This is a genomic window from Streptomyces sp. NPDC007157 (assembly GCF_040634235.1).
Classification (GTDB): domain Bacteria; phylum Actinomycetota; class Actinomycetes; order Streptomycetales; family Streptomycetaceae; genus Streptomyces.
The window spans coordinates 53021-79019 of record NZ_JBEYFE010000010.1 but is presented as its reverse complement, the minus strand read 5'-3'; the positions used below and the strand labels follow the sequence as shown (position 1 = coordinate 79019).

Annotated in this window: 21 protein-coding genes; 11 read left to right on the top strand and 10 right to left on the bottom strand. The window is 71.4% G+C overall.

Annotated features, from left to right (window positions below; genetic code table 11):
• Positions 1–15: 15 nt before the first annotated feature.
• Positions 16–663 carry an RNA polymerase sigma factor gene (locus tag ABZ642_RS19985; RefSeq protein ID WP_360485373.1) on the bottom strand — a complete coding sequence of 216 codons (648 nt, stop codon included), beginning with the start codon at positions 661–663 and terminating at the stop codon, positions 16–18.
• Between the two features lie 167 nt (positions 664–830).
• Positions 831–2357, bottom strand: a complete 1527-nt coding sequence (locus ABZ642_RS19980; RefSeq protein WP_360485370.1) for a CehA/McbA family metallohydrolase — start codon at positions 2355–2357, stop codon at positions 831–833.
• 178 nt (positions 2358–2535) lie between these two features.
• On the opposite strand from ABZ642_RS19980, the gene ABZ642_RS19975 reads away from it, so the two are divergent.
• The 3 genes from ABZ642_RS19975 (at position 2536) to ABZ642_RS19965 (ending at position 6908) form a co-directional block, all read left to right on the top strand.
• Complete coding sequence (locus ABZ642_RS19975; RefSeq protein ID WP_360485367.1) at positions 2536–3381, top strand: LLM class F420-dependent oxidoreductase; 846 nt, start codon at positions 2536–2538, stop codon at positions 3379–3381.
• A gap of 248 nt (positions 3382–3629) precedes the next feature.
• On the top strand, positions 3630–6218 hold the full coding sequence (locus ABZ642_RS19970) for a bifunctional FO biosynthesis protein CofGH (RefSeq protein WP_360485364.1): 2589 nt from the start codon (positions 3630–3632) through the stop codon (positions 6216–6218).
• 120 nt (positions 6219–6338) lie between these two features.
• Positions 6339–6908: a hypothetical protein gene (locus ABZ642_RS19965; RefSeq protein WP_360485361.1), complete on the top strand. Its 570-nt coding sequence runs from the start codon at positions 6339–6341 to the stop codon at positions 6906–6908.
• A gap of 3 nt (positions 6909–6911) precedes the next feature.
• On the opposite strand, the gene ABZ642_RS19960 is transcribed toward ABZ642_RS19965, so the two are convergent.
• The gene (locus ABZ642_RS19960) at positions 6912–7742 is read right to left on the bottom strand and encodes a helix-turn-helix transcriptional regulator (protein WP_360485358.1); all 831 of its coding nucleotides are present in this window, start codon (positions 7740–7742) and stop codon (positions 6912–6914) included.
• A gap of 103 nt (positions 7743–7845) precedes the next feature.
• Here ABZ642_RS19960 and ABZ642_RS19955 point away from each other — a divergent pair, with 103 nt between their 5' ends.
• Positions 7846–8442: an NAD(P)H-dependent oxidoreductase gene (locus ABZ642_RS19955; RefSeq protein WP_360485355.1), complete on the top strand. Its 597-nt coding sequence runs from the start codon at positions 7846–7848 to the stop codon at positions 8440–8442.
• Here the strand turns inward: ABZ642_RS19955 and ABZ642_RS19950 are convergent.
• Positions 8430–8930, bottom strand: coding sequence for a DUF2165 domain-containing protein (locus ABZ642_RS19950; protein WP_360485352.1), 501 nt, complete (start codon positions 8928–8930; stop codon positions 8430–8432). The two genes, ABZ642_RS19955 and ABZ642_RS19950, sit on opposite strands and share 13 nt — an antisense overlap.
• Before the next feature lie 140 nt (positions 8931–9070).
• A complete protein-coding gene (locus ABZ642_RS19945; protein ID WP_360485349.1) occupies positions 9071–9505 on the bottom strand; it encodes a VOC family protein in 435 nt (144 codons plus the stop codon).
• A 196-nt stretch (positions 9506–9701) separates the two neighbouring features.
• Here ABZ642_RS19945 and ABZ642_RS19940 point away from each other — a divergent pair, with 196 nt between their 5' ends.
• The 3 genes from ABZ642_RS19940 to ABZ642_RS19930 all read left to right on the top strand — a co-directional run bounded on the left by ABZ642_RS19940 (position 9702) and on the right by ABZ642_RS19930 (position 13595).
• A complete protein-coding gene (locus tag ABZ642_RS19940; RefSeq protein ID WP_360485346.1) occupies positions 9702–12104 on the top strand; it encodes a tetratricopeptide repeat protein in 2403 nt (800 codons plus the stop codon).
• A 78-nt stretch (positions 12105–12182) separates the two neighbouring features.
• Positions 12183–12332: a hypothetical protein gene (locus tag ABZ642_RS19935; protein ID WP_360485344.1), complete on the top strand. Its 150-nt coding sequence runs from the start codon at positions 12183–12185 to the stop codon at positions 12330–12332.
• 144 nt (positions 12333–12476) lie between these two features.
• Positions 12477–13595 (top strand): ADP-ribosylglycohydrolase family protein, encoded by a 1119-nt coding sequence (locus ABZ642_RS19930; protein ID WP_360485963.1) that lies wholly within the window; start codon positions 12477–12479, stop codon positions 13593–13595.
• Positions 13596–13661: 66 nt separating this feature from the next.
• Here ABZ642_RS19930 and ABZ642_RS19925 read toward each other — a convergent pair whose 3' ends face one another.
• On the bottom strand, positions 13662–15236 hold the full coding sequence (locus ABZ642_RS19925) for a sodium:solute symporter family protein (protein ID WP_360485341.1): 1575 nt from the start codon (positions 15234–15236) through the stop codon (positions 13662–13664).
• Between the two features lie 228 nt (positions 15237–15464).
• The gene (locus ABZ642_RS19920) at positions 15465–16253 is read right to left on the bottom strand and encodes an SDR family oxidoreductase (protein ID WP_360485339.1); all 789 of its coding nucleotides are present in this window, start codon (positions 16251–16253) and stop codon (positions 15465–15467) included.
• 80 nt (positions 16254–16333) lie between these two features.
• Between ABZ642_RS19920 and ABZ642_RS19915 the strand changes: the two genes are divergently transcribed.
• Positions 16334–17194 (top strand): hypothetical protein, encoded by an 861-nt coding sequence (locus ABZ642_RS19915; RefSeq protein ID WP_360485336.1) that lies wholly within the window; start codon positions 16334–16336, stop codon positions 17192–17194.
• Between the two features lie 91 nt (positions 17195–17285).
• Here ABZ642_RS19915 and ABZ642_RS19910 read toward each other — a convergent pair whose 3' ends face one another.
• Both ABZ642_RS19910 and ABZ642_RS19905 read right to left on the bottom strand, forming a co-directional pair.
• Complete coding sequence (locus tag ABZ642_RS19910; protein WP_360485333.1) at positions 17286–19151, bottom strand: MFS transporter; 1866 nt, start codon at positions 19149–19151, stop codon at positions 17286–17288.
• A 197-nt stretch (positions 19152–19348) separates the two neighbouring features.
• Positions 19349–22126, bottom strand: a complete 2778-nt coding sequence (locus ABZ642_RS19905) for a D-alanyl-D-alanine carboxypeptidase (protein ID WP_360485960.1) — start codon at positions 22124–22126, stop codon at positions 19349–19351.
• Between the two features lie 192 nt (positions 22127–22318).
• Here ABZ642_RS19905 and ABZ642_RS19900 point away from each other — a divergent pair, with 192 nt between their 5' ends.
• The 3 genes from ABZ642_RS19900 (at position 22319) to ABZ642_RS19890 (ending at position 24782) form a co-directional block, all read left to right on the top strand.
• Positions 22319–23086 (top strand): GPP34 family phosphoprotein, encoded by a 768-nt coding sequence (locus ABZ642_RS19900; protein WP_360485330.1) that lies wholly within the window; start codon positions 22319–22321, stop codon positions 23084–23086.
• A gap of 389 nt (positions 23087–23475) precedes the next feature.
• Positions 23476–24333 carry a helix-turn-helix transcriptional regulator gene (locus ABZ642_RS19895; protein WP_351711674.1) on the top strand — a complete coding sequence of 286 codons (858 nt, stop codon included), beginning with the start codon at positions 23476–23478 and terminating at the stop codon, positions 24331–24333.
• Between the two features lie 257 nt (positions 24334–24590).
• Complete coding sequence (locus ABZ642_RS19890) at positions 24591–24782, top strand: DUF397 domain-containing protein (RefSeq protein WP_351737387.1); 192 nt, start codon at positions 24591–24593, stop codon at positions 24780–24782.
• Positions 24783–24983: 201 nt separating this feature from the next.
• Here the strand turns inward: ABZ642_RS19890 and ABZ642_RS19885 are convergent, their stop codons facing one another.
• A complete protein-coding gene (locus tag ABZ642_RS19885; protein WP_360485326.1) occupies positions 24984–25925 on the bottom strand; it encodes a MerR family transcriptional regulator in 942 nt (313 codons plus the stop codon).
• Positions 25926–25999 lie beyond the last annotated feature (74 nt).

Below are 25999 nucleotides of genomic sequence, written 5' to 3'. Positions count from 1 at the left end.
TGCCCGGCGTGTGATTCATCGTGCGACCTCTTCCGCGTTGACGGGATTGTTCGAACTGAACGTCGCTGGAGCCGCGGCTCCGTCAACGAGGTCGGCTCCCAGCCTCCGCCGCGCCCGGTGCAGTCTTGACTTCACGGTTCCGACCGCCACCCCCAGCGCTGCCGCAGCCGCCTGCTGATCCAGGCCCGACCACACGCAGAGCTCGACGACTTCGCGTTCGTGGCGCGGCAGCCGAGCCAACGCCCGGTGGATTTCCGACATGCGACGCTCGTCGTCGACCAGGCCGGCGACGCGATCCGCGTGGTCGCCCACCGGCTCGTCATGCGAGACGAGCCGGCGCAGCAACGCCTCGGCCCGCCTCAGCCGCCGCCTGGTGTTCGACAGCAGGCGGTCGGCGATGCCCAGCAGCCACGGCAAGGCCGAGTCGCGGTCCAGCACCGTCTCCGATCGCCGACGCCAGGCGTGCAAGAACACGGTCGACGTGAGGTCTTCGGCTTCGGACCAGTCGGCCGTGCGCCGGAACAGGTGGTTGTAGACGGTCTTTCCATGACGGTCGAACATCCGACCGAACGCCTCCCGGTCGCCGTCGACGGCCCTCGCCCACAGCTCTCGGTCGGATATCCCTCCGACCGGTACGGCGGGAGCAGCATCGTTCAGTTCCATGCTCTCTACGTGTCCGGCAACCGGCCGAAGGTTCCCGCTGAGCCGGCTCCGCTTTGACGGACGGATCCGGCCCTGCTGTGAAGACATGTCTTCAGCCGATATGTCATCACTCGAGTCAGGTTCTGGGTGACGGCGTGGATCAGGTCCCGCGCGTACGTCGCTCGCCGTTACCCGCCGGCTCCCTGACGCCCCAGGAAGATCGGGTTCGTCAGGGCCGCCAGGGCGCCGGGTACCGGGCCCGCCGCCGTCTCGTGGCGCAACTCCGCGCGGACGTACGCCGCGTACTGCGGGGTCGTCCGCCACTCGACCACGCCCGAGCCGGTCACCGGGAGCGGGTCGCTGGTCAGCAGGACGCCCTCGTCGGTGACGAAGCGGACCGTGCAGCGCGGCACCCCGGAGGCCTCCAGGCGGACGGTCACCGGGGTGTCGGGGGCGACGGCGAGGCGTTCGCCGATGCCGGCCTGCTCGCCGCGCCCGCCCGTCGCCGTGAAGGTCAGCGTCACGTTCTTCGACTCGGCGACGTAGGAGCGGCCCGCGCGCAGGCCCTCCTGGACGGCCTCGCGGGTCAGGTCGTCGGCGAGGACGACGGTCTGGGGCATGCCGACGGCGTCCGGGTCGCGGTGCGCGTCGCTGTTGCCCATCGCCGGCAGCCACTCCTTGCCGTCGCGCACCGAGGCGACCAGCGTGGCGTCCCAGGCGGACAGGGCCACCTCGTCGTCGGGGGTGTAGGGGCCGTTCCACACCTCGACCGCGTCCGCGTCCCCGAACCCGAACTTCCAGGCGCAGCCCACACACGTGGCGTGCGGATGCGCCGGTACGACCAGACCGCCGGCCTTGTGGATCTGGTGCGCGAACTTCCCGAACCGGTGGTCGCGGGCCCGGTAGCGCCAGTCGACGAAGGTCCCGGGGTCGGTGCCGAGGGCGACGACGTGGCCGTTGCGGGTGGTGATCTCCTCGCCGAGCATGATCAGCAGGTCGTCGCCGGCCTGGTCCGCCCAGTGCGCGTGCGAGGAGTGCGTGTTGTGGTCCGAGGAGTTGATGAAGTCCAGGCCGGCGGCACGGGCCAGCGCCGCGATCTCGGCCGGGGTGCGGCGGCCGTCGGAGTACCAGGAGTGCAGGTGGCAGTCGCCCCGGTACCAGTCCCGGCCCCGGCCCTTGGCACGGGACGGCGGGTACACGGGACGGACGGAGGTGCCGGGCTCGCCGTACGTCAGCGTGATCGTCAGTTCGTAGGTCAGGCCCTGCGGGGCCACCGTGTAGGGGCCGAGGGCGACGTACCAGGTGCCGGCGTGGACCGGGCCGGGAAGGTAGCCGGGGGTCGCGTCGTCGGCGCGGACGAAGAACTCCGTGCGCGCCCCGCCCGACCAGCCCCGGAAGCCCTTGCCGCCCAGTTCGGTGCCGTGCTGGTCGAAGACGCCGATGTCGAGCGCGTTGCCCGCGGTGCCGGCCGGGACGCTCGGCCGGTCGTAGGTGTAGGAGACCTTGATCTCGCGGACGCCGGCCGGGACCTCGACCGGGACGTACACGAAGTCCGGGCAGCCGGGCGGCAGTGTGCCGCGTACCGTCTTCGTCTCCTGGGTCCCCTGGCCCTGACCGTCCGCCGCTGCGAAGCTCACGGTTCCCAACGTAAGGGCTGCCGCCGCCCCCGTCACGAACAGGGCGCGTCTGCCGATGCCGTGCGTGTCCTCAGCCATGCCGGTGACTCTCCTCCTCCGACGTGAACTCCCGTGGAAGGAAAGGGAATCCACCGGCATCCTTATGTCATGTGCATAGCTGCGTGGCCAGCTGTGTGCAGGGGTGTGTGAAAGACGGGGCGTGTGATGCCGACCAGTCGGTATGGACATATCGCGCCACCCCCGGTACAGATGGCCCATGCGTATAGCCGTCACGATCTTCCTCACCGACGAGACCATCACCCCCGTCCGGCTCGCCCGTGAGCTGGAGGCACGCGGATTCGCCGGGCTGTACCTGCCCGAGCACACGCACATCCCGGTCGAACGAACCACCCCGTACCCGGCCGGCGGCGACCTGCCCCGCGAGTACGGCCGTACCCTCGACCCCTTCGTCGCCCTCGGCCAGGCCGCGGCCGTCACCGAGCGCCTCGGCCTGGGCACCGGCATCACCCTGGTCGCCCAGCACGACCCGATCGACCTCGCCAAGCAGATCGCCACCCTCGACCACCTGTCCGGCGGCCGCTTCACGCTCGGCGTCGGCTTCGGCTGGAACGTCGAGGAGGCCGCGGACCACCGCGTGGCCTGGCGGACGCGCAGGGAGCTGTCCCGGGACCGGATGGCGTTGATGCGGGCGCTGTGGGCGGACGAACCGACCGCCTACGAAGGGGAGTTCGGGAGCGTCCGGGCGTCGTCCGCGTATCCCAAGCCCGTCCAGAAGCCGCGCGGGCCGGTCGCCGGTCCACGCACGCTGATCGGCGGGGCGGCGGGGCCGAAGCTGTTCGCTCATATCGCGGAGTACGCGGACGGGTGGATGCCGATCGGGGGGCGCGGACTGTCGGAGTCGATGCCGGTCCTGCGGGGCGTGTGGGCCGACGCGGGGCGGGATGCGGCCGCGCTCCAGGTCGTCCCGTACGCAGTCTTCCCGACCCCTGGGAAGCTCGCGCACTACGCGGAACTGGGCATCGAGGAGGTCGTGGTGCAGTTGCCTCCGGCGGGGGAGGCCGAAGTACTGGGGGCCTTGGACGGTTACGCGGAGTACCTCTGAGCGGGTTGTGCGGACTTGTCTGCCGGGGCGGGGTGGTGGGCGGCTGCGGGTCGGGGGGTGGTTGCTCGCGCAGTTCCCCGCGCCCCTGGAAGAGGGGGCGCCGCAGCGAGCGCCTCTTCAGGGGCGCGGGGAACCGCGCGACCAGCCACAACGCGCCCGCACCCGGCCATGCACCGCGGCCCGGTCGCAGCCCAGCCCCGGAACCCCCGTCCCGGCTGTACCGGCGGAGCCCTACGTATGCTCAAAGAATGACGACTTCCGCGACTCCCGGAACCGGCGGCCCCACCGAGAACTCCATGCGTCGCGCCCTCAAACGCGCCCGGGACGGCGTCGCCCTCGACGTCTCCGAGGCCGCCGTGCTGCTCCAGGCGCGCGGCGCGGCACTCGACGACCTCGCCGCGTCGGCCGCCCGGGTGCGCGACGCCGGTCTGGAACAGGCGGGCCGCCCGGGCGTCATCACGTACTCGAAGAGCGTCTTCATCCCCCTCACCCGCCTGTGCCGCGACAAGTGCCACTACTGCACGTTCGTCACCGTCCCCGGCAAGCTCCGCCGGGCCGGGCACGGGATGTTCATGTCCCCGGACGAGGTCCTCGACGTGGCCCGCAAGGGCGCGGCCCTCGGCTGCAAGGAAGCCCTGATCACCCTCGGCGACAAGCCGGAGGACCGCTGGCCGGAGGCGCGCGAGTGGCTCGACGCGCACGGTTACGACGACACGATCGCCTACGTCCGGGCCATCTCCATCCGGATCCTGGAGGAGACCGGCCTGCTGCCGCACCTCAACCCGGGCGTGCTGTCCTGGACCGACTTCCAGCGGCTGAAGCCGGTCGCCCCGTCCATGGGCATGATGCTGGAGACGACGGCGACCCGCCTGTGGTCCGAGCCCGGCGGCCCGCACCACGGCTCACCCGACAAGGAACCCGCCGTCCGGCTGCGGGTCCTGGAGGATGCGGGCCGTTCCTCGGTGCCGTTCACCTCGGGGATCCTGATCGGCATCGGCGAGACCTACGAGGAGCGGGCCGAGTCCCTCTTCGCGCTGCGCCGCGTGGCCCGCTCGTACCACGGCGTCCAGGAACTGATCATCCAGAACTTCCGCGCCAAGCCGGACACGGCGATGCGCGGGATGCCGGACGCCGAGCTGGACGAACTGGTCGCGGCGGTCGCGGTGGCCCGGCTCGTCATGGGTCCGGCCGGCAACATCCAGGCGCCGCCCAACCTCGTGGACAGCGAGTACGAGCGCCTGATCGCGGCCGGTATCGACGACTGGGGCGGGGTCTCCCCGCTCACCATCGACCACGTCAACCCGGAACGCCCCTGGCCGCAGATCGAGGAACTGGCGGCGAAATCGGCGGCCGCCGGCTTCGAGTTGCGGGAACGTCTCTGCGTGTACCCGGAGTTCGTCCGCCGCGGCGAGCCCTGGCTGGACCCGCGGCTGCGCCCGCACGTGGCCGCGCTGGCGGACCCGGAGACCGGCCTGGCGGTCCCGGACGCGGTGGTCGAGGGTCACCCGTGGCAGGAACCGGAGGAGGTCTTCGTCGCGACCGGCCGCACCGACCTGCACACCACCATCGACACCGAGGGCCGTACCGGCGACCGCCGTGACGACTTCGACGAGGTGTACGGCGACTGGGGTGCCCTGCGCGAGGCGGCCGCCCCCGGCATGGCGCCCGAGCGCATCGACACGGACGTCCGCCAGGCCCTGGCGACCGCGGCCGACGACCCCACGAAGCTGACCGACGCCGAGGCCCTCGCCCTGTTCCACGCGGACGGCCCGGCGCTGGACGCGCTGACCAGGATCGCCGACGACGTCCGCAGGGCGGCGGTCGGCGACGACGTCACCTACATCGTCACCCGCAACATCAACTTCACCAACGTCTGCTACACCGGCTGCCGGTTCTGCGCCTTCGCCCAGCGCCGCACGGACGCCGACGCCTACACCCTCTCCCTGGACCAGGTCGCCGACCGGGCCCAGCAGGCGTGGGACGTCGGCGCGGTCGAGGTCTGCATGCAGGGCGGCATCCACCCGGACCTGCCCGGCACGGCGTACTTCGACATCGCGAAGGCGGTGAAGGAGCGGGTCCCCGGCATGCACGTGCACGCCTTCTCGCCGATGGAGGTGGTGAACGGCGCGACGCGCACCGGCATGTCGATCCGGGAGTGGCTGACCGCGGCGAAGGAGGCGGGCCTGGACACCATCCCCGGGACGGCCGCCGAGATCCTGGACGACGAGGTGCGGTGGGTCCTGACCAAGGGCAAGCTGCCCACCGCCACCTGGATCGAGGTCGTCACGACCGCCCACGAGGTGGGCATCCGCTCCTCGTCCACGATGATGTACGGCCATGTCGACCAGCCCCGGCACTGGCTGGGCCACCTGCGCACCCTGGCCCGCATCCAGCAGCGGACCGGCGGCTTCACGGAGTTCGTGACCCTGCCCTTCATCCACACCAACGCCCCCGTCTACCTGGCGGGCATCTCGCGGCCGGGCCCGACCATGCGCGACAACCGCGCGGTGACCGCGATGGCCCGTCTCCTCCTCCACCCCTACATCCCGAACATCCAGACAAGCTGGGTGAAACTGGGCGCGGAGGGTGCGGCGGAGATGCTCCGCTCGGGCGCGAACGACCTGGGCGGCACGCTGATGGAGGAGACGATCTCGCGGATGGCGGGCTCGTCGTACGGCTCGTACAAGTCGGTACGGGACCTGATCGCCGTGGCCGAGGCGGCGGGCCGCCCGGCGAGGCCGCGCACGACGCTGTACGGCGAGGTGTCGCAGGAGCGCCGACGGGCGGCGGAGGCGTCGGACGGGCACCTGCCCGAGCTGCTGCCGGTGCTGGACTGACTGGACTGAGCGGGCCGGGAGCGGAGGGGGAGCGGACCGGGCGGGTGGGCAGCGCGCAGTACGATGATCCGACCCCTGTGCGAATACGTGGGGCCCTCATAACGGAGGAGATGCGTACCCGTGGCTGCCCGACTGCTGCCCTCCTGGGTCTGGGTCACCGGTCTGACGGCGGGGGCGACGGTGGCCGTCGTCCTCGTCGCCGTACAGGCCGACAAGGGGCCGCACCCCACGGCCGCGGCGGTCCGCCCGTCGGCGAGCGCGTCGGCGGGCGCCCACCCCTCCGCGTCCCCGAAGCCCACGAAGGCCCCCGCGGTACCGGCGGCCTCCGGCACCGGTCGCCGGGTCGTCTACTCGCTCGGCGCCAAGCGGGTGTGGACGGTCGGCGCGAGCGACAAGGCGACCCGCACGTTCACGGTGTGGCCGGGGACGGTGAGCCCCGACCCCGGCACGTACACGATCTCCAAGACCCTGGCGTCCACGACCGGCTCGGACGGCGTCCAGATCGAGCACATCCTCTACTTCGCCGCGAAGTCGGGCCTGTCGATCGCCTTCTCCAACGCGGTCGACGGCTCCTCCCCGCCGCCCGCCGCCGGCAAGCAGACCAGCGGCATCCGCATGCACAAGGCGGACGGCGCGGCCCTGTGGACGTTCGGCACGGAACCGAACACCAAGGTGACGGTGGTCAAGTAGCCGTCAGGAGATGGCACGGAGTCTCGGAGACCTGCGGAGCCGCTCGACGGCAGCGGCCGTCTCCTCGTCGGCGGGCAGGAGTACGACCAACTGCTGCGCGTCCTCGGGGATGTCCAGTGTCTGGCGCCGGAGCCGAAGCTCGGTTCCCGAAGGGTGCCGGAGCCGCAGGACGCCACGGGCCGGAACCACGTGCCGGTTCATCCGGCGGACGAAGTCGGCCCCGGCGACGGGCGCGAGTTCGGCCGTGAACCACTCGCTGTTCTCGACGGACGGCCCGAGCCACAGGTCGAAGGCCTGCTCGTCGGCGACGGCGTCCCAGTCGGCGAAGAGGTCCCGGGCGCGGGGGTCGGTGAACACGTACCGGGTGAGGTTGGGGATCTCGGCGTCCAGGAGCCCGGTCCCGTTCAGCACCGCCTCGTAGGCGCCGGTGCGGGCGAGGATGTCGCCGAGCCGGTTGGTGACCAGGGCGAGACCCGGTTCGAGGAGGCGGAGGGTCTCCAGGACCGCCGGCCGCACCTCGCGCCGCGGCGGCGCCGGCCGCGGGTGCGTGACGCACTCACCGGCGGTGATCTTCGTGAGATAGCGCAGATGGGCACGCTCGGCGGGATCGAGACTGAGAGCATCGGCGAGGGCGTTGACGACGGCCACCGACGGATTGCGGTCCCGGCCCTGCTCGATGCGCGTCAGATACTCGACGCTGATACCGGCCCGGTGGGCGAGGTCGAGCCGCCGCAGCCCCGGCGACCGACGGCGGCCGCGCTCCGGCAGCCCGAGCGCCTCCGGCTGGATGCTGTCCCGCTTGGCCCGGACGAAATCCCCCAGTGGTGTCCCCATACCGTCGAGGATAGGCAGGACGGAGGGCGCTCAGCGTGGCTCTGCGGGGGCCAGCCTGAGCACGGTCTGGCTGGGCCGGCGGCGCGGCCGCAGGCTGAGGGCCATGGAGAACAACACGCACAGGCTCGTGATTCTGGTGGGCAGCGTCCGGGAGGGCCGGTTCGGCCCGGTGGTCGCGGAGTGGGTGGCCGAACAGGCGGCCGCGCACGGCGGCTTCGAGGTGGAGATCGTCGACCTGGCCGCATACGACATTCCGTTGGAGCTGCCGGCGCAGTCCCCGAAACACGCGGGTGACGCCTACCCCCGCCCGGCCGGGATGAGGGACCTGACGGCCGCCCTGGCGTCGGCGGACGCGTTCATCATCGTCACCCCCGAGTACAACCACAGTTACCCGGCGTCGCTGAAGGCGGCCATCGACTGGCACTTCACCCAGTGGACGGCGAAGCCGGTCGCGTTCGTCAGCTACGGCGGCGCGGCGGGCGGCCGCCATGCCGTGCTGCACCTGGAGAACGTGCTCACGGAGTTGCACGCGGTGACCGTCCGGGACGGCCTGGCCTTCCCGAACTACTTCACCGCGTGGCAGGACGGCCGCCCGGTGGACGCCGGGACGGCGGCCTACACCAAGACCCTGCTGGATCAACTGGCGTGGTGGACGGCCACCCTGCGCGCGGGCCGCGAGGCGGCGCCCTATCCCTCCTGATCCGAAGGACTCAGCTGTACGACGACGAGCGCGATCCCGGTGAGCACCAGTACCCGGGTCGCCGCGTCGAGCCCGTTCCAGGTCTTGGACTGCCACATGGAGAACCACTCCCCGCCGATGGCGATGAACCCGGCGCCGAAGAGCAGCACGAGCATCAGCAGACCGTAGGTGGACAGGCGCCGCGCACGGCCGTTGTCGCGCCGGAACCACAGCGCGGTCCCGGCGACGAGCACGAGCGCGGCGACGGTCTCCCACACGATGATGGCGACGTAAGCGGTGTTCTGCAGCCCTCTGCTGGTGATGGCCCGCCACATCAGGTCGTCGTCCTTGAACGTCGTGTCCATGGCCAGCACATGCTGGACGAACGCCTGGTTGGTGCCGAAGTCGGTGATGTTCCCCAGGGCGACGAGGGCGATGTAGAGAGCGACGGTGCCGGTGAGAAGGGCAGCGGCGAGCGAGAGCGCACGAGGCGCGTGGGAGGTGGACATGTCACCGTCCTTCCCGCTCCTCGCCGTTCACACCCCTTCCGGACCGCCTGCCTGGAAGGAGGCGTACAACACCACTCACCGCAGGTCCGGGCCCGCGTCGAGCACGTCTTCGCCCGGTTGCACAACCTCGCCCTCACGGCTCAGTCGATACAGAACTCGTTGCCCTCGATGTCCAGCATCGGGATGCACGACTCGTTGGTGCCATCGGCAAGCAGCGTTCGCACGTGTACCGCGCCGAGCGGGACCAGTCGTGCGCATTCGGCCTCAAGCGCGGCAAGGCGCTCCTTGCCCACGAGGCCGGTGCCGACCCGCACGTCAAGATGCACCCGGTTCTTGACGACCTTCCCCTCGGGAACACGCTGGAAGTACAGTCGCGGGCCCACCCCCGAGGGATCACTGCAGGCGAACCATGAATCCCGCTGCTCAGGTGGCAACGAGCCCTGGTACTCGTCCCAAGTGGCGAACCCCTCCGGTGGCGGCGGTATGACGTACCCCAACACCTCGCACCAGAAGCGAGCCAGGCGCTCGGGTTCCGCGCAGTCAAAGGTGACTTGGAACTTCTTGATCGCTGCCATCGGCGCAACATACCAGGGGGACTCCGCGCGCACCGGTGATCCCCAGGACCCGGTCCTGACCAACCCCCCTAGGTCCTGGCCATCCCGGATGATGCGGACTCGCCGGGCGCGGTCGAGTGTTTCCGCGACATGGTGGCCGCCTGGCCGCTGGAGCCTCTGCCAGACTTTGCGTGGAGCGGCTGCGGGGGTGGTGCGGATGGGGTCGACACGGCCGTCGATGCAGGAGCTGATCGGGCGGCGCCGGAGAGCCGGGTTCGTCGGACGGGTCGACGAGCGGGCCGCGTTCCGGCGGAACCTCGACCTGCCGCCCGAGGACGAGCGGCATCGCTTCCTCTTCCATGTGCACGGTGACGCCGGTGTCGGGAAGACGCGTCTGGTGAAGGAGTTGGAGCAGATCGCCCGGGAGGCCGGGGCGCTGACCGTGTACGTCGACGAGGGCGTGGCCGGTGTGCCCGAGACGATGACGGCGACGGCACGTCAGTTCGCGGCCCAGGGACGGCGGTTCAAGGAGCTGGAGCGGCTGCTGGCCGCGCACCGGGAGCGGCGGCACGAGGCGGAGACCGCTCTGGTGATGGGCGGACCCGAGGACCGGGAGCCGCCGTCGGCGGGGAGCCTGGCGGTGGCGCGGGCGGCGCAGGTGGGGCTGGGAATGGTCCCGGTGGCCGGTGCCTTCGCCGCCGCCCTGGACACGGACCGCCTCGCCCAGGGCGCCGACCGGCTCCGGGCCCGCTTCCGCAGCCAGGAGGACGCCCAACTGGTGCTGTCCCCGGAGCGGGTGCTGACCCCGGTACTGCTGAGCGAACTGGCCGGCGCGGCCGACACCGCCCCCTGGATCGTCCTCCTCCTCGACACCTACGAGCGCACCGGCCCGTTCCTCGACCCCTGGCTGCACGACGTGATGACCACCGACCGGTACGGCGCCCTCCCCGCCAACGTCGTCGTGGTCACCTCCGGCCAGCACCCGTTCGACACAGCCCGCTGGGGCAGCTTCGCGGACTTCAGGACGGACCTGCCGCTCGGCCCGTTCACGGAGGCGGAGGCCCGGGGGCTGCTCGCGGACAAGGGGGTGCGGGACGAGCCCGTGGTCGCCGAGGTACTGCGCCTGACGGGCGGGCTTCCGGTGCTCGTCTCCACCCTGGCCGAGTCCGGGCCCGTCGGCCCCGGGGACGTGGGGGATCCGAGCGCCACGGCGGTCGACCGGTTCCTGAAATGGGAGCGGGACCCCGCCCGGAGAGCCGCCGCGCTGGCGGGCGCGCTGCCCCGGCAGCTGGACGAGGACGTGTTCCGGACGGTCGTGGGCGGTTCCGAGGACCGGGCGGGCACGCTCTTCGCCTGGCTGAGGACCATGCCGTTCGTCAGCGAGCGCGGGGGGCGGGTCCAGTACCACGACGTCGTACGGGCGCCGATGCTCCGGCTCCAGCGTCTGCGCTCACCCCAGGGCTGGGCGGAGCGGCACACCCGGCTAGCCGAGGCGTACGGACGGCGGCGCGCGGAGGCCGAAGCCGGTCTGCGGTCCGAGGAGCTGTGGGCGGACGAGGGGTGGCGGGAGCTGCGGCTCGACGAGTCCTACCACCTGCTGTGCGCAAGACCCCGAGCCGCGCTCCCGGCCGCCCTCGCCGACCTCGTCACGGCCTGCGCCCACGGCGAGGACGTCGTACGGCCCTGGGTGCGGCTCCTGGCCGAGGCGGGCCGGGACGCCGACGCCGAGGCGGCACGGACCCGCGGCGGCGAACTGTCGCGGGCGCTCGCCGGGGACGGGCTCGCCGAACTCCTCCTGCTGCTCCTCGACCGCGCCCGGGGCGACGAGCCGTGGCGGGCGACGGCCTGGGCGCTCCGGGCCGACGCGCTCGTGCGGGACGGCGCGAACGAGCGGGCCATGGAGGACTACGATCGCGCCCTCGCCCTGGACCCGGCCCTGGTGCGGGCCCACCGAGGCAGAGCCGTCACCCGGGGCGGGGCGGGCGACTACGAGGGCGCGCTCGCCGACCTCGACCGGCTGCTCGAACTGGAGCCGGACAACCCGTGGAACGTCATTCTGCGCGGTGAGCACCACCGGTTGGCCCGCCACCACGACGCAGCGGTGGCGGACCTGAGCGAGGGAATCAGACGCGACCCCACCAGCGAGTTCGCCCTGGCCTCCCGCGGCGCCGCCCACGAACGTCACGGCGACCTCGACGCGGCCCTGGCCGACTTCGACCGCGCGCTGGGACTCAAGCCGGACTACGCCTGGGCCCTCGCCCGCCGCGCCCGCGTCTGGCGCGGCCTCGGCGACCAGGCCCGCCGCCTCGCCGACCTCGACCGTGCCCTGGCCCTGCAGCCCGACTGGGCCTGGGGCCGCTGCGAACGCGGCGACGCCCTGCGCGTCAACGGCCGCGACGAGGAGGCCCTGGCCGACTACGACCGCGCCCTCGAACTCGATCCCGGTTACGCGTCGGCGTACGCGAGCCGAGGCGTGTCCCTGTCCAACCTGGGCCGCCACGAGGAGGCCCTGACCGACCTGGACCGCGCCCTCGCGCTGAACCCCGACTACCCCTGGGCCCGGGAACAGCGGGAGTACGCCCTGTCGCGACGGGCCGGCGGAGACGAAGGACGCCCATGAGGCGGCGCCGAACGCCAGCCGCGCACCGTCGCGCCCGCTCGGCTCCCGGCGCTGACCCAGCACCTCGTCGAGGCCGCCATGAACGCGCTCCAGGCCCGGACCGTCGCGCCCCTGCAAACCTTCGTGGCCTCCTGGGCCGTGTTCGTGGCGATCGAACGGCACCCGGCGCGCGCCGCCCGCCTGCGTGAAGGCGGGAACCGGTACGGCTGCCCCTTCTTCCCCGCCTGACCACCCCTTACCTGGCCGAAAGCTGCCCACTGGGGACCACACAACCCACACTTCGCATACCTAACTGCGCCCTGAACGGACCGTTCCCGGTCGATTACAGTGCTGGCTGTCGTACGTACGGACGGTGCCCGTGAGGAGGTCATGGTGGGTGCGACAGTGGGCGCCGTCTGGGGTCGTGCCGAGCAGCAGGACTTCCGGAGCAGGGTGCGGGGGACTCTCCTCGGGTCCGCCGTGGGGGACGCGCTCGGCGGCCCCGTCGACGGGCTGACGCTGGAGGAGATACGGGCTGCCTACGGGCCGGAGGGGCTGGTCGATCTCGGGTTCGGGTACGGGCGGCGCGGGACGGTGACCCATCACACCCAGCTGACCCTCTTCACCGTGGACGGCTTGATAAGAGCCCAGGTGAGACGGGATACCGGCGCCTGGCATCCGCCCACCGACCTGCATCGCGCCTATCTGCGGTGGGCGGCCACCCAGCGGGACTGGGGGCCGGACGAGCGGCGCAAGGAGGACGGGTGGCTCGCCAGAGAGGAGTGGCTGTACGCCCGGCGGGAGCCGACGCGGTCGCTGCTCATCGGGCTCGGGGACGAGAACATGGGGACCCTGGAGTCGCCGAAGAACCCCGATGACATGGGGCCGGAGGCCGTCGCCCGGTCCGCGCCGTTCGGGCTGCTCGTCGGCTGGGAGCCGCAGCTCGTCATCCAGCTGGCCGTGGAGTGCGCGGCGCAGACCCACGGGCATCCGACCGCCTGTCTGTCGGCCGGTGCCTACGCCGTGATCGTGCACGCGCTGGCCCGCGGGGAGTCGCTGGACGGGTCGGTCCAGCGGGCGCTGGCGCTGCTCGCCGCAAGACCTGGGCACCAGCCCGTCTCGGACGCGTTGCAGCACGCGCTCGGCGCCGTACGGCAGGGGATGCCCTCCCCGGCCCGGGTCGAGGAGCTGACCGGGGACGGGGCGGCGGACGGGACGCTCGCCGCGGCCGTGTACTGCGCGCTCGTGGGTGAGGACGTACGGCACGGGCTCAGCCTCGCCGTCAACCAGGCCGGCCCCTCGGCCGTCGCCGGCGCCCTCACCGGCGGTCTGCTCGGCGCCCTGCACGGCGAGACGGCCCTCCCGCCGGCCTGGGTGGCCGAACTGGAGGGCCGTCCTACGATCCTCGAACTCGCCGACGACTTCGCGATGGAGATGACCCAGGGGCCGGCCCTGCACAGCCCGGCGGGCGCGGCCCCCGGCTGGCTGGCCCGCTACCCGCGAGGCGCCTGAGCCGGTCGGCCCGGGGCGCCTGAGCCGGTCGGCCCGGGGACCGCAGGCCGGGCCGGCGACCGTCGGTCAGTCCCGCAGGACCTCCCCGCCGCCCGCCGGAGCCTGGGCCTGGGCCGGTACCGGGGCCGTCGCCGCCGCGCTGTCCCCGTCCGTGTTCACCGTCTCGATGATCGCGAGGCGTTCCGGGGTGTCCTCCGGCTTCAGGTAGCCGATGAGGATGTACAGGACCAGGGACACCGCCAACGGCACGGACACCTGGTACTGGAGCGGTACGCCGCCGTCGACGTTCCAGTTGATCGGGTAGTTGACCAGCCAGAAGGCCAGCAGGCCCGCCGCCCAGCTGGTGAGCGCGGCCGTCGGGCCGGAGCGGCGGAACGGACGGAGCAGACCCAGCATCATGGGGATCGCGATCGGGCCCATCAGACCGGCCACCCACTTGATGACCACGGTGATGATGTCCTTGAACGTGGGCGAGTTGACCTGGGTGGCCACCGCCATGGACAGACCGAGGAAGACCACCGTCGTCACCCGGGCCGCGATCAGGCCGGAGCGCTCGCTCCAGGACCGTGCCCGCGACGACAGCACCGGCGCCACGTCACGGGTGAAGACGGCCGCGATCGCGTTGGCGTCCGAGGAGCACATCGCCATCGTGTGGGAGAAGAAGCCGACGACGACCAGGCCCAGCAGACCGTGGGGGAGGAGCTGTTCGGTCATCAGGCCGTAGGAGTCGGAGCCGTCCGGCTTCTGGGCGTGGACCAGGAGGGGAGACATCCACATGGGGAAGAACAGGACCACCGGCCAGATCAGCCAGAGCGCCGCGGAGAGGCGGGCACTGCGCTCGGCCTCCTTGGGACCGGCCGTCGCCATGTAGCGCTGGGCCTGGTTGAGCATGCCGCCGTTGTACTCGAAGAGCTTGATGAAGAGGAAGGCGAGCAGGAAGACCGTGCCGTAGGGGCCGACCAGCGGCTTGCCGTGGCCGTGCAGGGCCGGCTGGTCGAAGGCGTCGAAGAAGCCGATGCCCTTGTCGTTCAGCTTCAGGACGACGGCGACGAACATCGAGACGCCGGCCAGCAACTGGATGATGAACTGGCCCAGTTCGGTCAGCGCGTCCGCCCACAGGCCGCCGATCGTGCAGTAGACCGCGGTGATCGCGCCGGTGATGAGGATGCCCTGGTTGAGGGAGACCCCCGTGAACACCGACAACAGGGTCGCGATCGCGGCCCACTTGGCGGCCACGTCCACGATCTTCAGCAGCATGCCGGACCAGGCCAGCGCCTGCTGCGTGGACAGGTTGTAGCGGTTCTTCAGGTATTCGAGCGGCGACGCCACGTGGAGGCGGGAGCGGAGCCGGTTGACGCGCGGCGCGAAGAGTTTCGAGCCGATCGCGATGCCCAGCGCGATCGGGAAGGACCAGGTGACGAACGACGTCACGCCGTAGGTGTAGGCGATGCCCGCGTACCCGGTGAACATCACCGCGCTGTAGCCCGACATGTGGTGCGAGATGCCGGAGAGCCACCAGGGCATCTTTCCGCCGGCCGTGAAGAAGTCGCTGACGTTGTCCACGCGCTTGTGCGACCAGACGCCGATCGCGACCATCACGCCGAAGTAGCCGATGAGCACGGCCCAGTCGAGCCCGTTCATGTGCCCCCCTTCCAGGGTCCGCCTTCTGAACTCCGCTCAGCTGGCTGGCACTTCGCATAAGCGGAGTGGGGACGGGGAAGGCCGCGAAGTGCCCGCTCATCGTGGGTTCGGTTGCGCGGGCACGACAAGCGGGCGTAGGGTCAAGGGACAGTAAAATCGTTCGGCTCACTGACCTTGGTTCATGTTCGTGAACGATTCAAGGCGGCCCGGATGACCGGAATCAGCGCCTCAGCGCATCAGCTCCCCCGCGTTGACCAGCAACGACTGCCCCGTGATGGCCCGCGCCCGGTCCGACGCCAGGAACACCGCCGCGTCCGCCACGTCCCCGTCCGTCGCCAGCTCCGGCAGCGCCATCCGCCCGGTCAGCCGCCCCAGCACCTCGTCCTCCGGCACCCCCTCCGTGTGCGCGGTGAACTGCACGTACGCCTGCACCGGCGGCCCCCACATCCAGCCCGGCAGCACCGTGTTGACCCGGATCCGGTAGGGCCCGAGCTCCCGCGCCAGCGAGTACATCGCGCTGGTCAGCGCCCCCTTCGAGGCGGCGTACGCGGCTTGCCTCACCTGCGAGGGCGCGGCGACGGCCGACTGCGTACCGACGAAGACCACCGAGCCGCCGCCCGCCTCCTTCAGCGCCGGCAGGCAGGCCCGGGTCATCCGCAGCGTGCCCAGCAGGTTCACGTCGACCACCGACGCCCAGGTCGCGAAGTCCGCGTCCTCGACCCCGCCGAAGTAGGAGTCCCACGCGGCCACGTGCACCACCGCGTCGATGCCCCCGAAGCGCTCCCGGGCCAGCGCCGCCAGCGCCTCGCACTGGCTCTCGTCGGTGATGTCGGTGGGGCGGTACGCGGTCCGGCCGCCCTCGGGGTCGATCCCGGCCGCGCTCTTGACGAGGTTCGCCTCGGTCCGCGCACCGAGCACGGCGTTCCCGCCGTCCCGTACGACGGCCGCCGCGACCTGGTGCCCGAGCCCGGCGCCGACCCCCGAGACGACGACCGTCTTGCCCATGAGCAGTGACATCGATGACCTCCCGGCTCTGGCGCTTTATCTGACGGAGCGTCAGAGTATGGGCGAGCGCAGGCGGAAGGAAGGGAAGGCGCATGAGCGAGGACACGCACAGCGACGTGTACGCCGAACTGGCCGCGGTCGGCCCGTACGGCGTCCGCCCCGGCCATGCCCTCATCACCATGGTCGAGCCGCACCCCGGCCACGAGTACGCGTACAACCGCTGGTACGAGGACGACCACTACTACGCCGGCGCCATGGCCATGCCCTGGATGTTCGCGGGCCGCCGCTGGGTCGCCACCCGCGATCTGCAACTCCTGCGCTACCCCGAGAAGTCGGCGATCGCCCAGCCCGTCACCACCGGCTGCTACCTCTCCGTCTACTGGATCACCGACGGCCGCTACGCCGACCACATGAAGTGGACGGTCGCCGTCAACCGGCGGCTGAACCGGGACGCGCGGGTCTACCAGGACCGCACCCACGTCTTCACGGCGTTCCAGGACCACGAGGCCACGGTGTACCGGGACGGGGCGGCCGGGCCCCGCGACTTCCACGCCCTCGACCACCCGTACGCCGGGCTGGTGGTGCAGGTCGTCGACAGCGAGTCGCCGGAGCAGCGGGCGGAACTGCTGGAGTGGCTGCGCGGCCGGCACCTGCCGAAGCGGCTGGCGGGCTCACCGACGGCGATGGTCACGGTGTTCCGCCCGACGCCGCTGCCCGGCGACCGGATGACGTACGTCAAGCAGGTGGAGGGCGTCGACACCCGGCTGACGCTGCTGTGGTTCCTGGAGACGGACCCGAGGGAGTGCTGGGACGCCCGCTTCACCGGCCTGGACGAGGACGTGGCCGGGTCCGGGCTGGGCAGGGTGGAGCTGGTGGCACCGTTCGTGCCGACGGTGCCGGGCACGGACCGCTACGTGGCGGAGCTCAGGACACCCGGCCCGTCCGGCGACTGAGGACGAGGCCGCCCAGGCCGTAGCGGGGATCCGGGGGCGGCGGCCGGTCCCCGGCGGCGCCCGTACCGGCGGGCGCCCGCTCCGGCGGGGGTCACTTCAGCTCGTCGGGACACGGCGTGCCCCGTGGCAGCTGGTACGGGGCCGCCAGCCGGTAGGTGCCCGCCTTCGGTGCCAGCAGCATCGTCCACCTGTCGCCCTTGGCGTCCTCCGCCGTCTCCGTCAGGCAGCCGTTGACGTTGACGTACTTCTTCGGTGTGCCCTCGGCCCGGTGCTTGGAGGCCTGGGTCTCCTGCGGCGGCTTCAGGCTCTTGCCGTCCGCGTCCACGATGCTCAGCCACGGCGAGTACGGGATCCGGATCAGGATCCGCCCGGCGCTGCGCACCTCGATGGTCAGCTCGCCCTGCTCGGCGCTGTCCACCACCGCGTTCGGCTCGGCGAGCGGCACCGGGTCGGTCACCCGGAACAGCTGCCAGTTGGCGTCGCCCCAGACCTGCTTCAGGTACGGCATCCCGCGCTGGACCAGGGCCCGCTCGCGTTCGCCGCCGTCGCCGTCCGGCTCGTCCTTCGGCAGCACCACGAAGTGCACGGCCCAGCGTTGCAGCCACTCGTGGTAGTTCGCTGAGTTGAGGGTGTCGTCGTAGAAGAGCGGGTTGCGTTCCATGTCGGCCTGGCGGTTCCAGCCGCGGGCCAGGTTGACGTACGGCGCGAGCGCGGACGCCTCCCGGTGCGAGCGGGCCGGGATCACCTCGACGCGGCCCTTCTCGGCGCCGACCTGCTGGAGCTGGTGGACGAGCGGGGCGAGTTCGCGGGCCCAGGACGCGGCCGGGGTCGTGTGGACGATGTCGTCGACCGCCTTGAAGCCGATCCAGCCGACGAAGCCGAGGAAGGCGAGGACGGTGACGTAGTACTTGCGTGAGCGCGGCACGGTGTACGGCAGGGCAGCGATCAGGGCCGCGCCCGCGAACAGCATCGGCAGCCGCGAGATGTTCGAGCCGATCTGCGAGCTGACCAGCCACACCAGCACGACCCCGAGGCTGTACACGGCCGCCGTCAGCCGGACCGTCTTCCACTCCTTGGGGACGAGGAAGAGGCAGAGCAGGCCGTACAACAGGGGCATGATCACCGAGCCGATGCCCATCGGCTGGGTGCCGGAGAACGGGAACAGCCAGGCGGAGACGGCGACCACGACCGCGGGTGCCAGACCGAGCGCCCAGGCGCCGGGACGCCGCTTCTGCAGGAACAGCGCGACCGCGACCAGGCCGACGAAGAGCCCGGCGACCGGCGACGACATGGTCGCCAGGGCCGCCAGCGGGGCCGCGACCAGCGCCTTCGCCCACCGTTTGTGGCGCCAGCGGTACGGCCAGCAGAACACCGCCCCCACCGAGGCCAGCGCGAACGCCGTGCCGAGCCCGAAGGTGACCCGTCCGGACACCGCGTTGCAGATCAGCGCGAGCACCCCGGCCAGCGAGGCCCACAGGGGGTTCTTGACCACGCGGCTGCGGATGAGGAGCAGGGTCAGCAGCCCGGCCGAGACCGTGCCGGCGATCATCATCGTCGTACGGACACCGAGCACCGACATCAGGTACGGCGAGACCACGCTGTACGACACCGGGTGCATACCGCCGTACCAGGCGAGGTTGTACGCCGAGTCCGGGTGCCGGCCGACGAACTCGGCCCAGGCGTCCTGTGCCGCGAGATCGCCACCGCTGTTCGCGAACGTGAAGATCCAGATGATGTGCAGGACGCCGGCGAGGGCCGTGACCGCCAGCACCGGGTGGCGCGACGGCCACGCGCGCAGGGGTTCGTCCAGGTCGAGGAGGTGACGGAGTCTGCCGTTACGCTGCGTGCCGGGTCTGTCGGGCGCGCCGTGCGGACCGGTTTCGGGCAGGGCTATTCGCGGGCCGGATACCGGGCCCGGATCGGCGTCGTCGGCGTGTGTCGGCTCCGCTGTGGCCACCTGAAGGCACTCCCCGTGTCCCGTCTTCTGTTCTCGGCCGTGTTCCACGGTGTTACCGGCCGCTTCTCGTCCAGTTCGCGGCCGTGTCCCGGCGGCCGACGACCTGCCCCGATTCGTGACGCTAGCACGCACCCCGCCGCGGGGCCCTGGGGTGGGCCGCCATCGGCGGGGTGCGGGGACGGAATGTGCGTGTTGTGTCAGCCGAGGCGGGTCAGCTTGCTCGTGAACCCGGGCTCGGCCAGATCCTTCTGCAGGGCGACCGGGACCTGGACCGCGGAGCCGGAGCCGTCACCCACGGTGAGGGCGCCGACCCTGGTGCCGGCCTTCGCGGTGTGCGGCACGTCGTCGGCCTGGAAGGTCAGTTTCACCTTCAGGCCCGACCAGCCGACCGCGGTGACGTCCTTGGTCGCCACGACCGGGGTACGGCCGCCGAGACCGTCGTCGACGTACCCGACGACTGCACCCTTCTTGAAGATCGTGGCCGGCTTCAGCGCGCCCTGGGCCGCCCGGATCAGCTTGTCGCCGCCGTTGAGGGCGGCGGTGAGGATGCTGTTGTCCGAGGCGGCGCTGGCCGGCTGCCGGAGCACCGCGCCGATGATCGTGCGGGTCTCGCCGTTCACTTCCTTCTTCGCGGCGAAGACCAGGTTGCCGAGGGCGGAGGTGGTGGTGCCGGTCTTGATGCCGACGACGTCGTTGTGTCCGACCAGCTGGTTCCAGTTGCCGTGGTTGACACCCTTGTAGTCGTCGTACGACATCATCGCGGCGACCTCGCGGAACGACGGCTCGCTCGACATCGCCGCCTTCGCCAGCTTCACCTGGTCCACGGCCGTGGAGACGGTGGAGTCGGTGAGGCCGGAGGGGTCGGTGTACGTCGTGTTCGTCATGCCGAGCTTCTTCGCGGTGGTGTTCATCTTCGCCACGAACGCCTTCTCGGAACCGGCGTCCCAGCGGGCCAGCAGCCGGGCCACGTTGTTGGCGGAGGCGATGAGGATGCTCTCCAGGGCCTCGCGCTGGCTGATCGAGTCGCCGGCCGTGACGTCGACGGTGGACTCCTGGCCGGCGTTCGACTGGTCCTCGGCGGTCTGGTCGACCTTGATCTTGGGGCCGGCGGCGCCGCTCTTCAGGGGGTGGTCGCGCAGGATGATGTACGCGGTCATCACCTTGGCGACGCTCGCGATCGGTACGGGCTTCTGGTCGCCGGAGGAACCGAACGAGCCGATGCCCTGGACGTCGAGCGCCGCCTGGCCGTCGGCGGGCCAGGGGATGTCGGCCTTGCTGCCGTCGAAGGTGTAGCTGTCCTTCGCGGTGAGGTCGAGGGTGGGCTGCGGGAGCGGGCGGAAAGTCTGTACGACCGCAAAGATGATCAGGAGGACTATGACCAGGGGCGTCCAGATCTTGACCCGCCGGACGACGGTCCTGACCGAGGTCTCCGGCGGCGGAGGCGTGTTGGTCAGCTCGGCGAGCAGGTCCAGCGGGGGCTTCGGGGGGAGCGGTACCTGGGTGGTGCGCTCGGGGCCGACCTGGGGGATGACGGTGGTGCGGGTGGTGGAGGCGGTACCGGGCCTGGCGGCCGGCCTGGCGTCGGGTGCGGCATCCGGCTTCGCGTCGGGTTCGGCGTCGGGTTCGGTGTCCGGCTTGGTGGCCGGCTTGAGGTCCGACTTGAGGGCGACGAACTTGCTGGTGCGCTCAGGGTCGGACCCGGGGGATCCGGGAGATCCGGGGGTCCTGGGCTTGGTGTCGCCGAGCTTGAGCGTGGTGGTGGGCTGGTCGACCTGCGGGGGCCGGGGGGCCTTGAGCATGGTGGTGGGCTGATCGACGCCGGCCTCGGCTTCGCCTTCGCCGGTCTTGGTCTTCCCACCCGCACCACCCGTGCGGGAATCGTCGTCGGGTGCGGGTGCCTCCTGAGGGGCGCCCGCACCGCCGGCGTCCGCGACTTCGTCCCGCTCGGCATCCGCCGCTTCGTCGCCGGGCGCGGCGTCCTCGGGCTGGGCGGCAGCCTTCGGAGCGTCCTTGGGCGCGGCGTCTTCGGGTTCGGCGGCAGCCTTCGGAGCGTCCTTGGGCGCGGCGTCTTCGGGTTCGGCGGCAGCCTTCGGAGCGTCCTTGGGCGCGGCGTCCTCGGGTTCGGCGGGTGCCTTGGGCTCGTCTTCGGGCTTGGTGTCTTCGGGTTCGGCGGGTGCCTTGGGCTCGTCTTCGGGCTTGGTGTCTTCGGGTTCGGCGGATGCCTTGGGGGCGTCCTCCGGTGTGGCGTCTTCGAGTTCGGCAGTTGCCTTCGGGACGTCCTTGGGCTTGGCGTCTTCGGGCTCGGCGGCAGCCTCGGGCTCGTCGTCGGGTGTGGCGTCTTCGGGTTCGGCGGCAGCCTTGGGAGCGTCCTTGGGCTTGGCGTCCTCGGGTTCGGCGGCAGCCTTGGGAGCGTCCTCCGGTGCGGTGCCTTCGAGTTCGGCGGCGGCCTTCCGGGCGTGTTCGGGCTCGGCGGCCTCCCGCTCGGTCGCGGTCTTCGGGGGAACGTCCTTGGCGGTGGCCGTCGGGTCGGCGGCCCTGGGGTCTGGCTTCGCCTCGGTCGTTGCCTCAGGCGTTGTGACGGCCCGGTCGGCGCTCTTCGGTGACCCGGGGGCCTCCTGGGGCTCCTCGGGGCCCTCCTCGGGCTCCGTGGCCGCCTCGGGCCGCTCGGGCTCCTCCGGGGCGCCGTGCTCCTCCGCGCCCGCGCCGGAGTCCTCGGCCTCCTCCGCCGGCGGACCCGTGCGTACCCACGCCGCCACCGCCTGGCGGAGCTTCGTGTTGTCGTCGCCGTCCGTCTTCGGGTCCCGTACCGAGAAGATCCGGGTCGCGGTGTCCACGCCGCCGGCCGTCTCCTTCGCGTCCTCGGCGGCCACCGCCAGTCGTGGGTCGCGTGGTTCGGGAACCGTTCCCGCACTCCCCGACGTCGGTTCCGCCGACGACTCGCGCTGCTTCGACCTGTCGGGGGACTCGCCCGCCACCGATGCCTCCTCCACGCTTCGCACGTTTCCGCGCGCTGTCCGAACCATGTACCAGTGTCCTGTGTGCGGGCTTAGCCCCTGTGGTAGACGAGAACGACATACCTTCCGGTTCCCTTACAAACCGGTCACGCACCCTCGACAGACCAATGTGAGAGGGGTCACCCTGTCATTCATCCACGCGGGGAGGCATGGATGGGCAGGAGCCGCAGAACACTTCCGGAGGAGCTTCTGCTGCTGGCACTGGACCCGACCACGGGTACCACTGCACAGCCGCAGTCGCTCGACCTCGGTCTGGCCGGAGCACAGCTAGTGGAGCTGGCGCTGGCCGGACGGATAGCCCCAGACGGGGATCGTATCGCCGTGGTGCAACCACGGCCGACTGGAGATCCGACTTTGGACTGCGCGTTGGAGTTGCTGCGAAGGCGTGGCGCTCCCGTGCGGGCTGTGCACTGGATCGGCGGGCCACGTCTGGGACTTCGCCAGACGTACCTCTCGCATCTGGAGCGGTGCGGCATGGTGCATGCCGTGGCGGGCCAGATGTGCGGGGTGCTGCCGACGACCCGGTACCAGGCGACGGACAACGAGATCTGCCGGGACATCCGTACCCGGCTGGATTCGGCGATCCGTACCGGCGTACCACCGGACCCGCGGACCGCGGCGCTCGCCGCCCTGGCCCACGCGGTCGGTCTCGGAAAGCACCTGTATCCGGGGAACGAGGGACGCTCCTCGCGTTCCCGGCTGCGGGACTTGATCCGGCACGACCCGATGGGTGGGCTCGTGGCCCACGCCGTCATGGACGTGCAGAACGGCGCCGGCGCCCAGCCACGCCGTAACCCGGCCGCTCCGGCCGGGCGCCAGACCGCACCAGCCGCCAGGCCCGGTGCGCCGGAACCCGCCCGCGGTGTTCCGATGCAACCGCGCCGAGGCGCGGGCGCGATGGCGCGAGCCGTGGTGCACTGAGCCGCAGTGCCACGGCAGCGACGGCCGGCAACACGGCACCCCTGAGACCCGGTTCGGGAGCCGCTGGTCCGAGCGGGGCGGTGAGGCGCACGCAGTGCGCGCCCCACCGCCCCGCTCGGCTTTTCCGGCGCACCCGCGCCGGCGTACGCGTGCCGGCGCTCCCGTGGTGGCGTACGCGTGCCGGCGTCTTCGTGTCGTCGTCTTCGTGCCGGCGTCCCCGTCCCACCGACCTCGGCCGACGCCCCGGGTATCCGGAACGTGCCCGAACTGACGCGTACGCGCCGCATATACACGGTTTCCCAGCGGTAGGAACCACCTTGGTGGCAGTCTGCTCAACAGCAGATACGCAAAGTGGTAGTTACAGGCAGGCAGCCGGAGGTGCACGTCCCGTGGCGTCCAATGTCAATCCCACCGTCAGGCGACGCCGGCTGGGCCAGGAGCTGCGCAGGCTCCGCGAGCTCAAGGGCATGACGGCCGAGGAGGTGGCGGAGCGGTTGCTCGTCTCCCAGTCGAAGATCAGCCGACTGGAGAACGGGCGCCGGAGCATCAGCCAACGCGATGTCCGCGACCTGTGCGGGGTCTACGAGGTCGAGGACCAGCGGGTCGTGGAGTCCCTGATGGAGATGGCCAGGGATTCGCGGCAGCAAGGCTGGTGGCATGCGTTCGGAGACATCCCGTACAGCGTCTACATCGGTCTGGAGACGGACGCCGAGTCGCTGAGGGTGTACGAACCCCAGCTGGTCACCGGGTTGTTGCAGACCCGGGCGTACGCCGAGGCCCTGGTGCAGGGCGCGTTGCCGGAGACCTCCGCCGCCGACATCGAGAAGCGCGTCCAGGTGCGGATGCGGCGACAGGAACGTATCACCGCCGAACACAACCCCCTTCGTCTCTGGGTGGTGCTGGACGAGGCCGCGCTGCGCCGGCTCGTCGGCAACCGGCTCGTGATGCGCGAGCAGCTGGAGTACCTGATCGAGATGTCCCAGCAGCCGCACATCACCGTCCAGGTGCTGCCCTTCGAGGTGGGCGCGCATCCCGGCCTCAACGGTCAGTACGCGATCCTGGAGTTCGCCGACGCGGCCGACTCCAGCGTCGTCTACCTGGAGGGCGTCACCAGCGACCTGTACCTGGAGAAGGCCCATGACGTGCAGAAGTACGCCGTGATGTACGAGCACCTGCGGGCCCAGTCGCTGAACGTCGAGCAGTCCCGGCAGTTCATCGCCGACGCGGCGAAGGAGTACGCGCGCTGAACCCTCCCGGGGGCTTCCAAGAAGCCCTCAGGGGGCCGTCGGCGCCTTTCCCGGACGGTGGGCGCCGGATCGTACACCGGCGCCCCGCTCCAGCGGAAGTCTCCTCTGGAATATGCCATCCGGTCGAGTGAACGAGTGCTCCAGGCGAGGGAGTTGGCTAGTAGCGTCGATCACGCCAACCGGTTCAGAAGGTTGGCGTGAATCGCACTACAGCAACACCACAGCAAGCACCACAGCAACTCGCTACAGGAGTGGACATGGCACTGCTTCAGGGCACCACGGAGACGTGGACGAAGTCCTCCTATTCCGCAGGGAACGGGGCGTGCGTCGAGGTCAAGTCGCCGACGACCGCTGGACTCGCCGTACGCGACTCCAAGGTCGAGGAGGGGCCGGTCCTCGCGTTCCCGACCGGCGCGTGGAACGCGTTCGTGGCTTCGGTCAAGGCGTAGGGGCTTCGCTGACCCGTCGGCCACGCTCCCCACGACGACAACCACAACTGCACAAGCGTCACCTCAAGAGCCCTCTCGACTAGCTCGCCGTCCTTGCCGAGGGGGCTCGGCTTGTGCCCGCCCGACGACTTGTCCCACCGGTCGTCGGGCTGCTCGTCCCACCGGCCGTCCGACCACTCGTCCGACCAGTCGTCGGACCGGTCACCGCGTCACCTGGCGGACGGGGAAGGCCACGTCGCACACCGGGTCCTGTGGGCCCGCCGCGTCCCAGTCCGCGAAGTAGACCTCCCGGCAGGGACCGTCGTACTCCAGACCACCCTCTGCGCCGTTCTCCGGGCCGCCCTGTCGGGCCACCCACCCCTCCACCGCCTCGAAGGCCGCCAGGATCTGTGGATGCGCCACCTGCGCCTTGCTGATCCGCGTGTACGCCAGCGTGCGCGCCGGCTCGATGCGCACCTTCGTCTCCCAGGCCCGCCCGTGCCGCTCCACCCAGGCCCGGGCCGCCGCCTCGTCCGCCACCGGGACACAGGCCTCGGCCGGCCCGTCGCTCTCCATGGACACCTCCGCGTAGTACACGACGAACGGCGCCCCGGTCACACCCCCGCACGCGCGGGCCGCCGCCTCCAGCCGGCCCAGCGAGGCGCCGATCCAGGCCGGCAGCTCGTCCGCCAAGGTGTGCCGCGTCTCGGTGATCACCACCTGCGCGGGCACCTCCACCGTCTCCACCGCGAACGTCTCGTACATCTCCGAACTCCTCCCGGACAGTCGTCCACGGAGATATGCGGCAAGGGTCCGCTGCCCGGCGATCCGCCGCTCGACATCCGCCCAGTAGGCGGCCAGCAGCCGGGCGGCCGCGCCGCCGGCCGCCGTGTCGCCGTCGGTCGTGTCGCCGTCCGCCGCCTCGATCACCTCGGCGATCCGCGCCAGGGGCATGTCCAGCCGGCGCAGCAGCGCCACCAGCCGGGCGCGCTCCGTCTGCCCGGCCCGGTAGTACCGGTAGCCGGTCGTCTCGTCGACGTGCGCCGGGGCGAGCAGCCCCAGCCGGTCGTAAAGGCGCAGGGCCTTAGCCGAGAGCCGGGACCGCGCCGCGAACGCGCCGATCGTGAGCAGTGCCTCGTCCTCCACGCCCACATCCTCCGTCACCGGGCACCCGTGGCCCGGCGCGACCGACGCTCACCCCTGCCCCAGGGGGAAGGTCAAACAGCGGAACAGCGGAA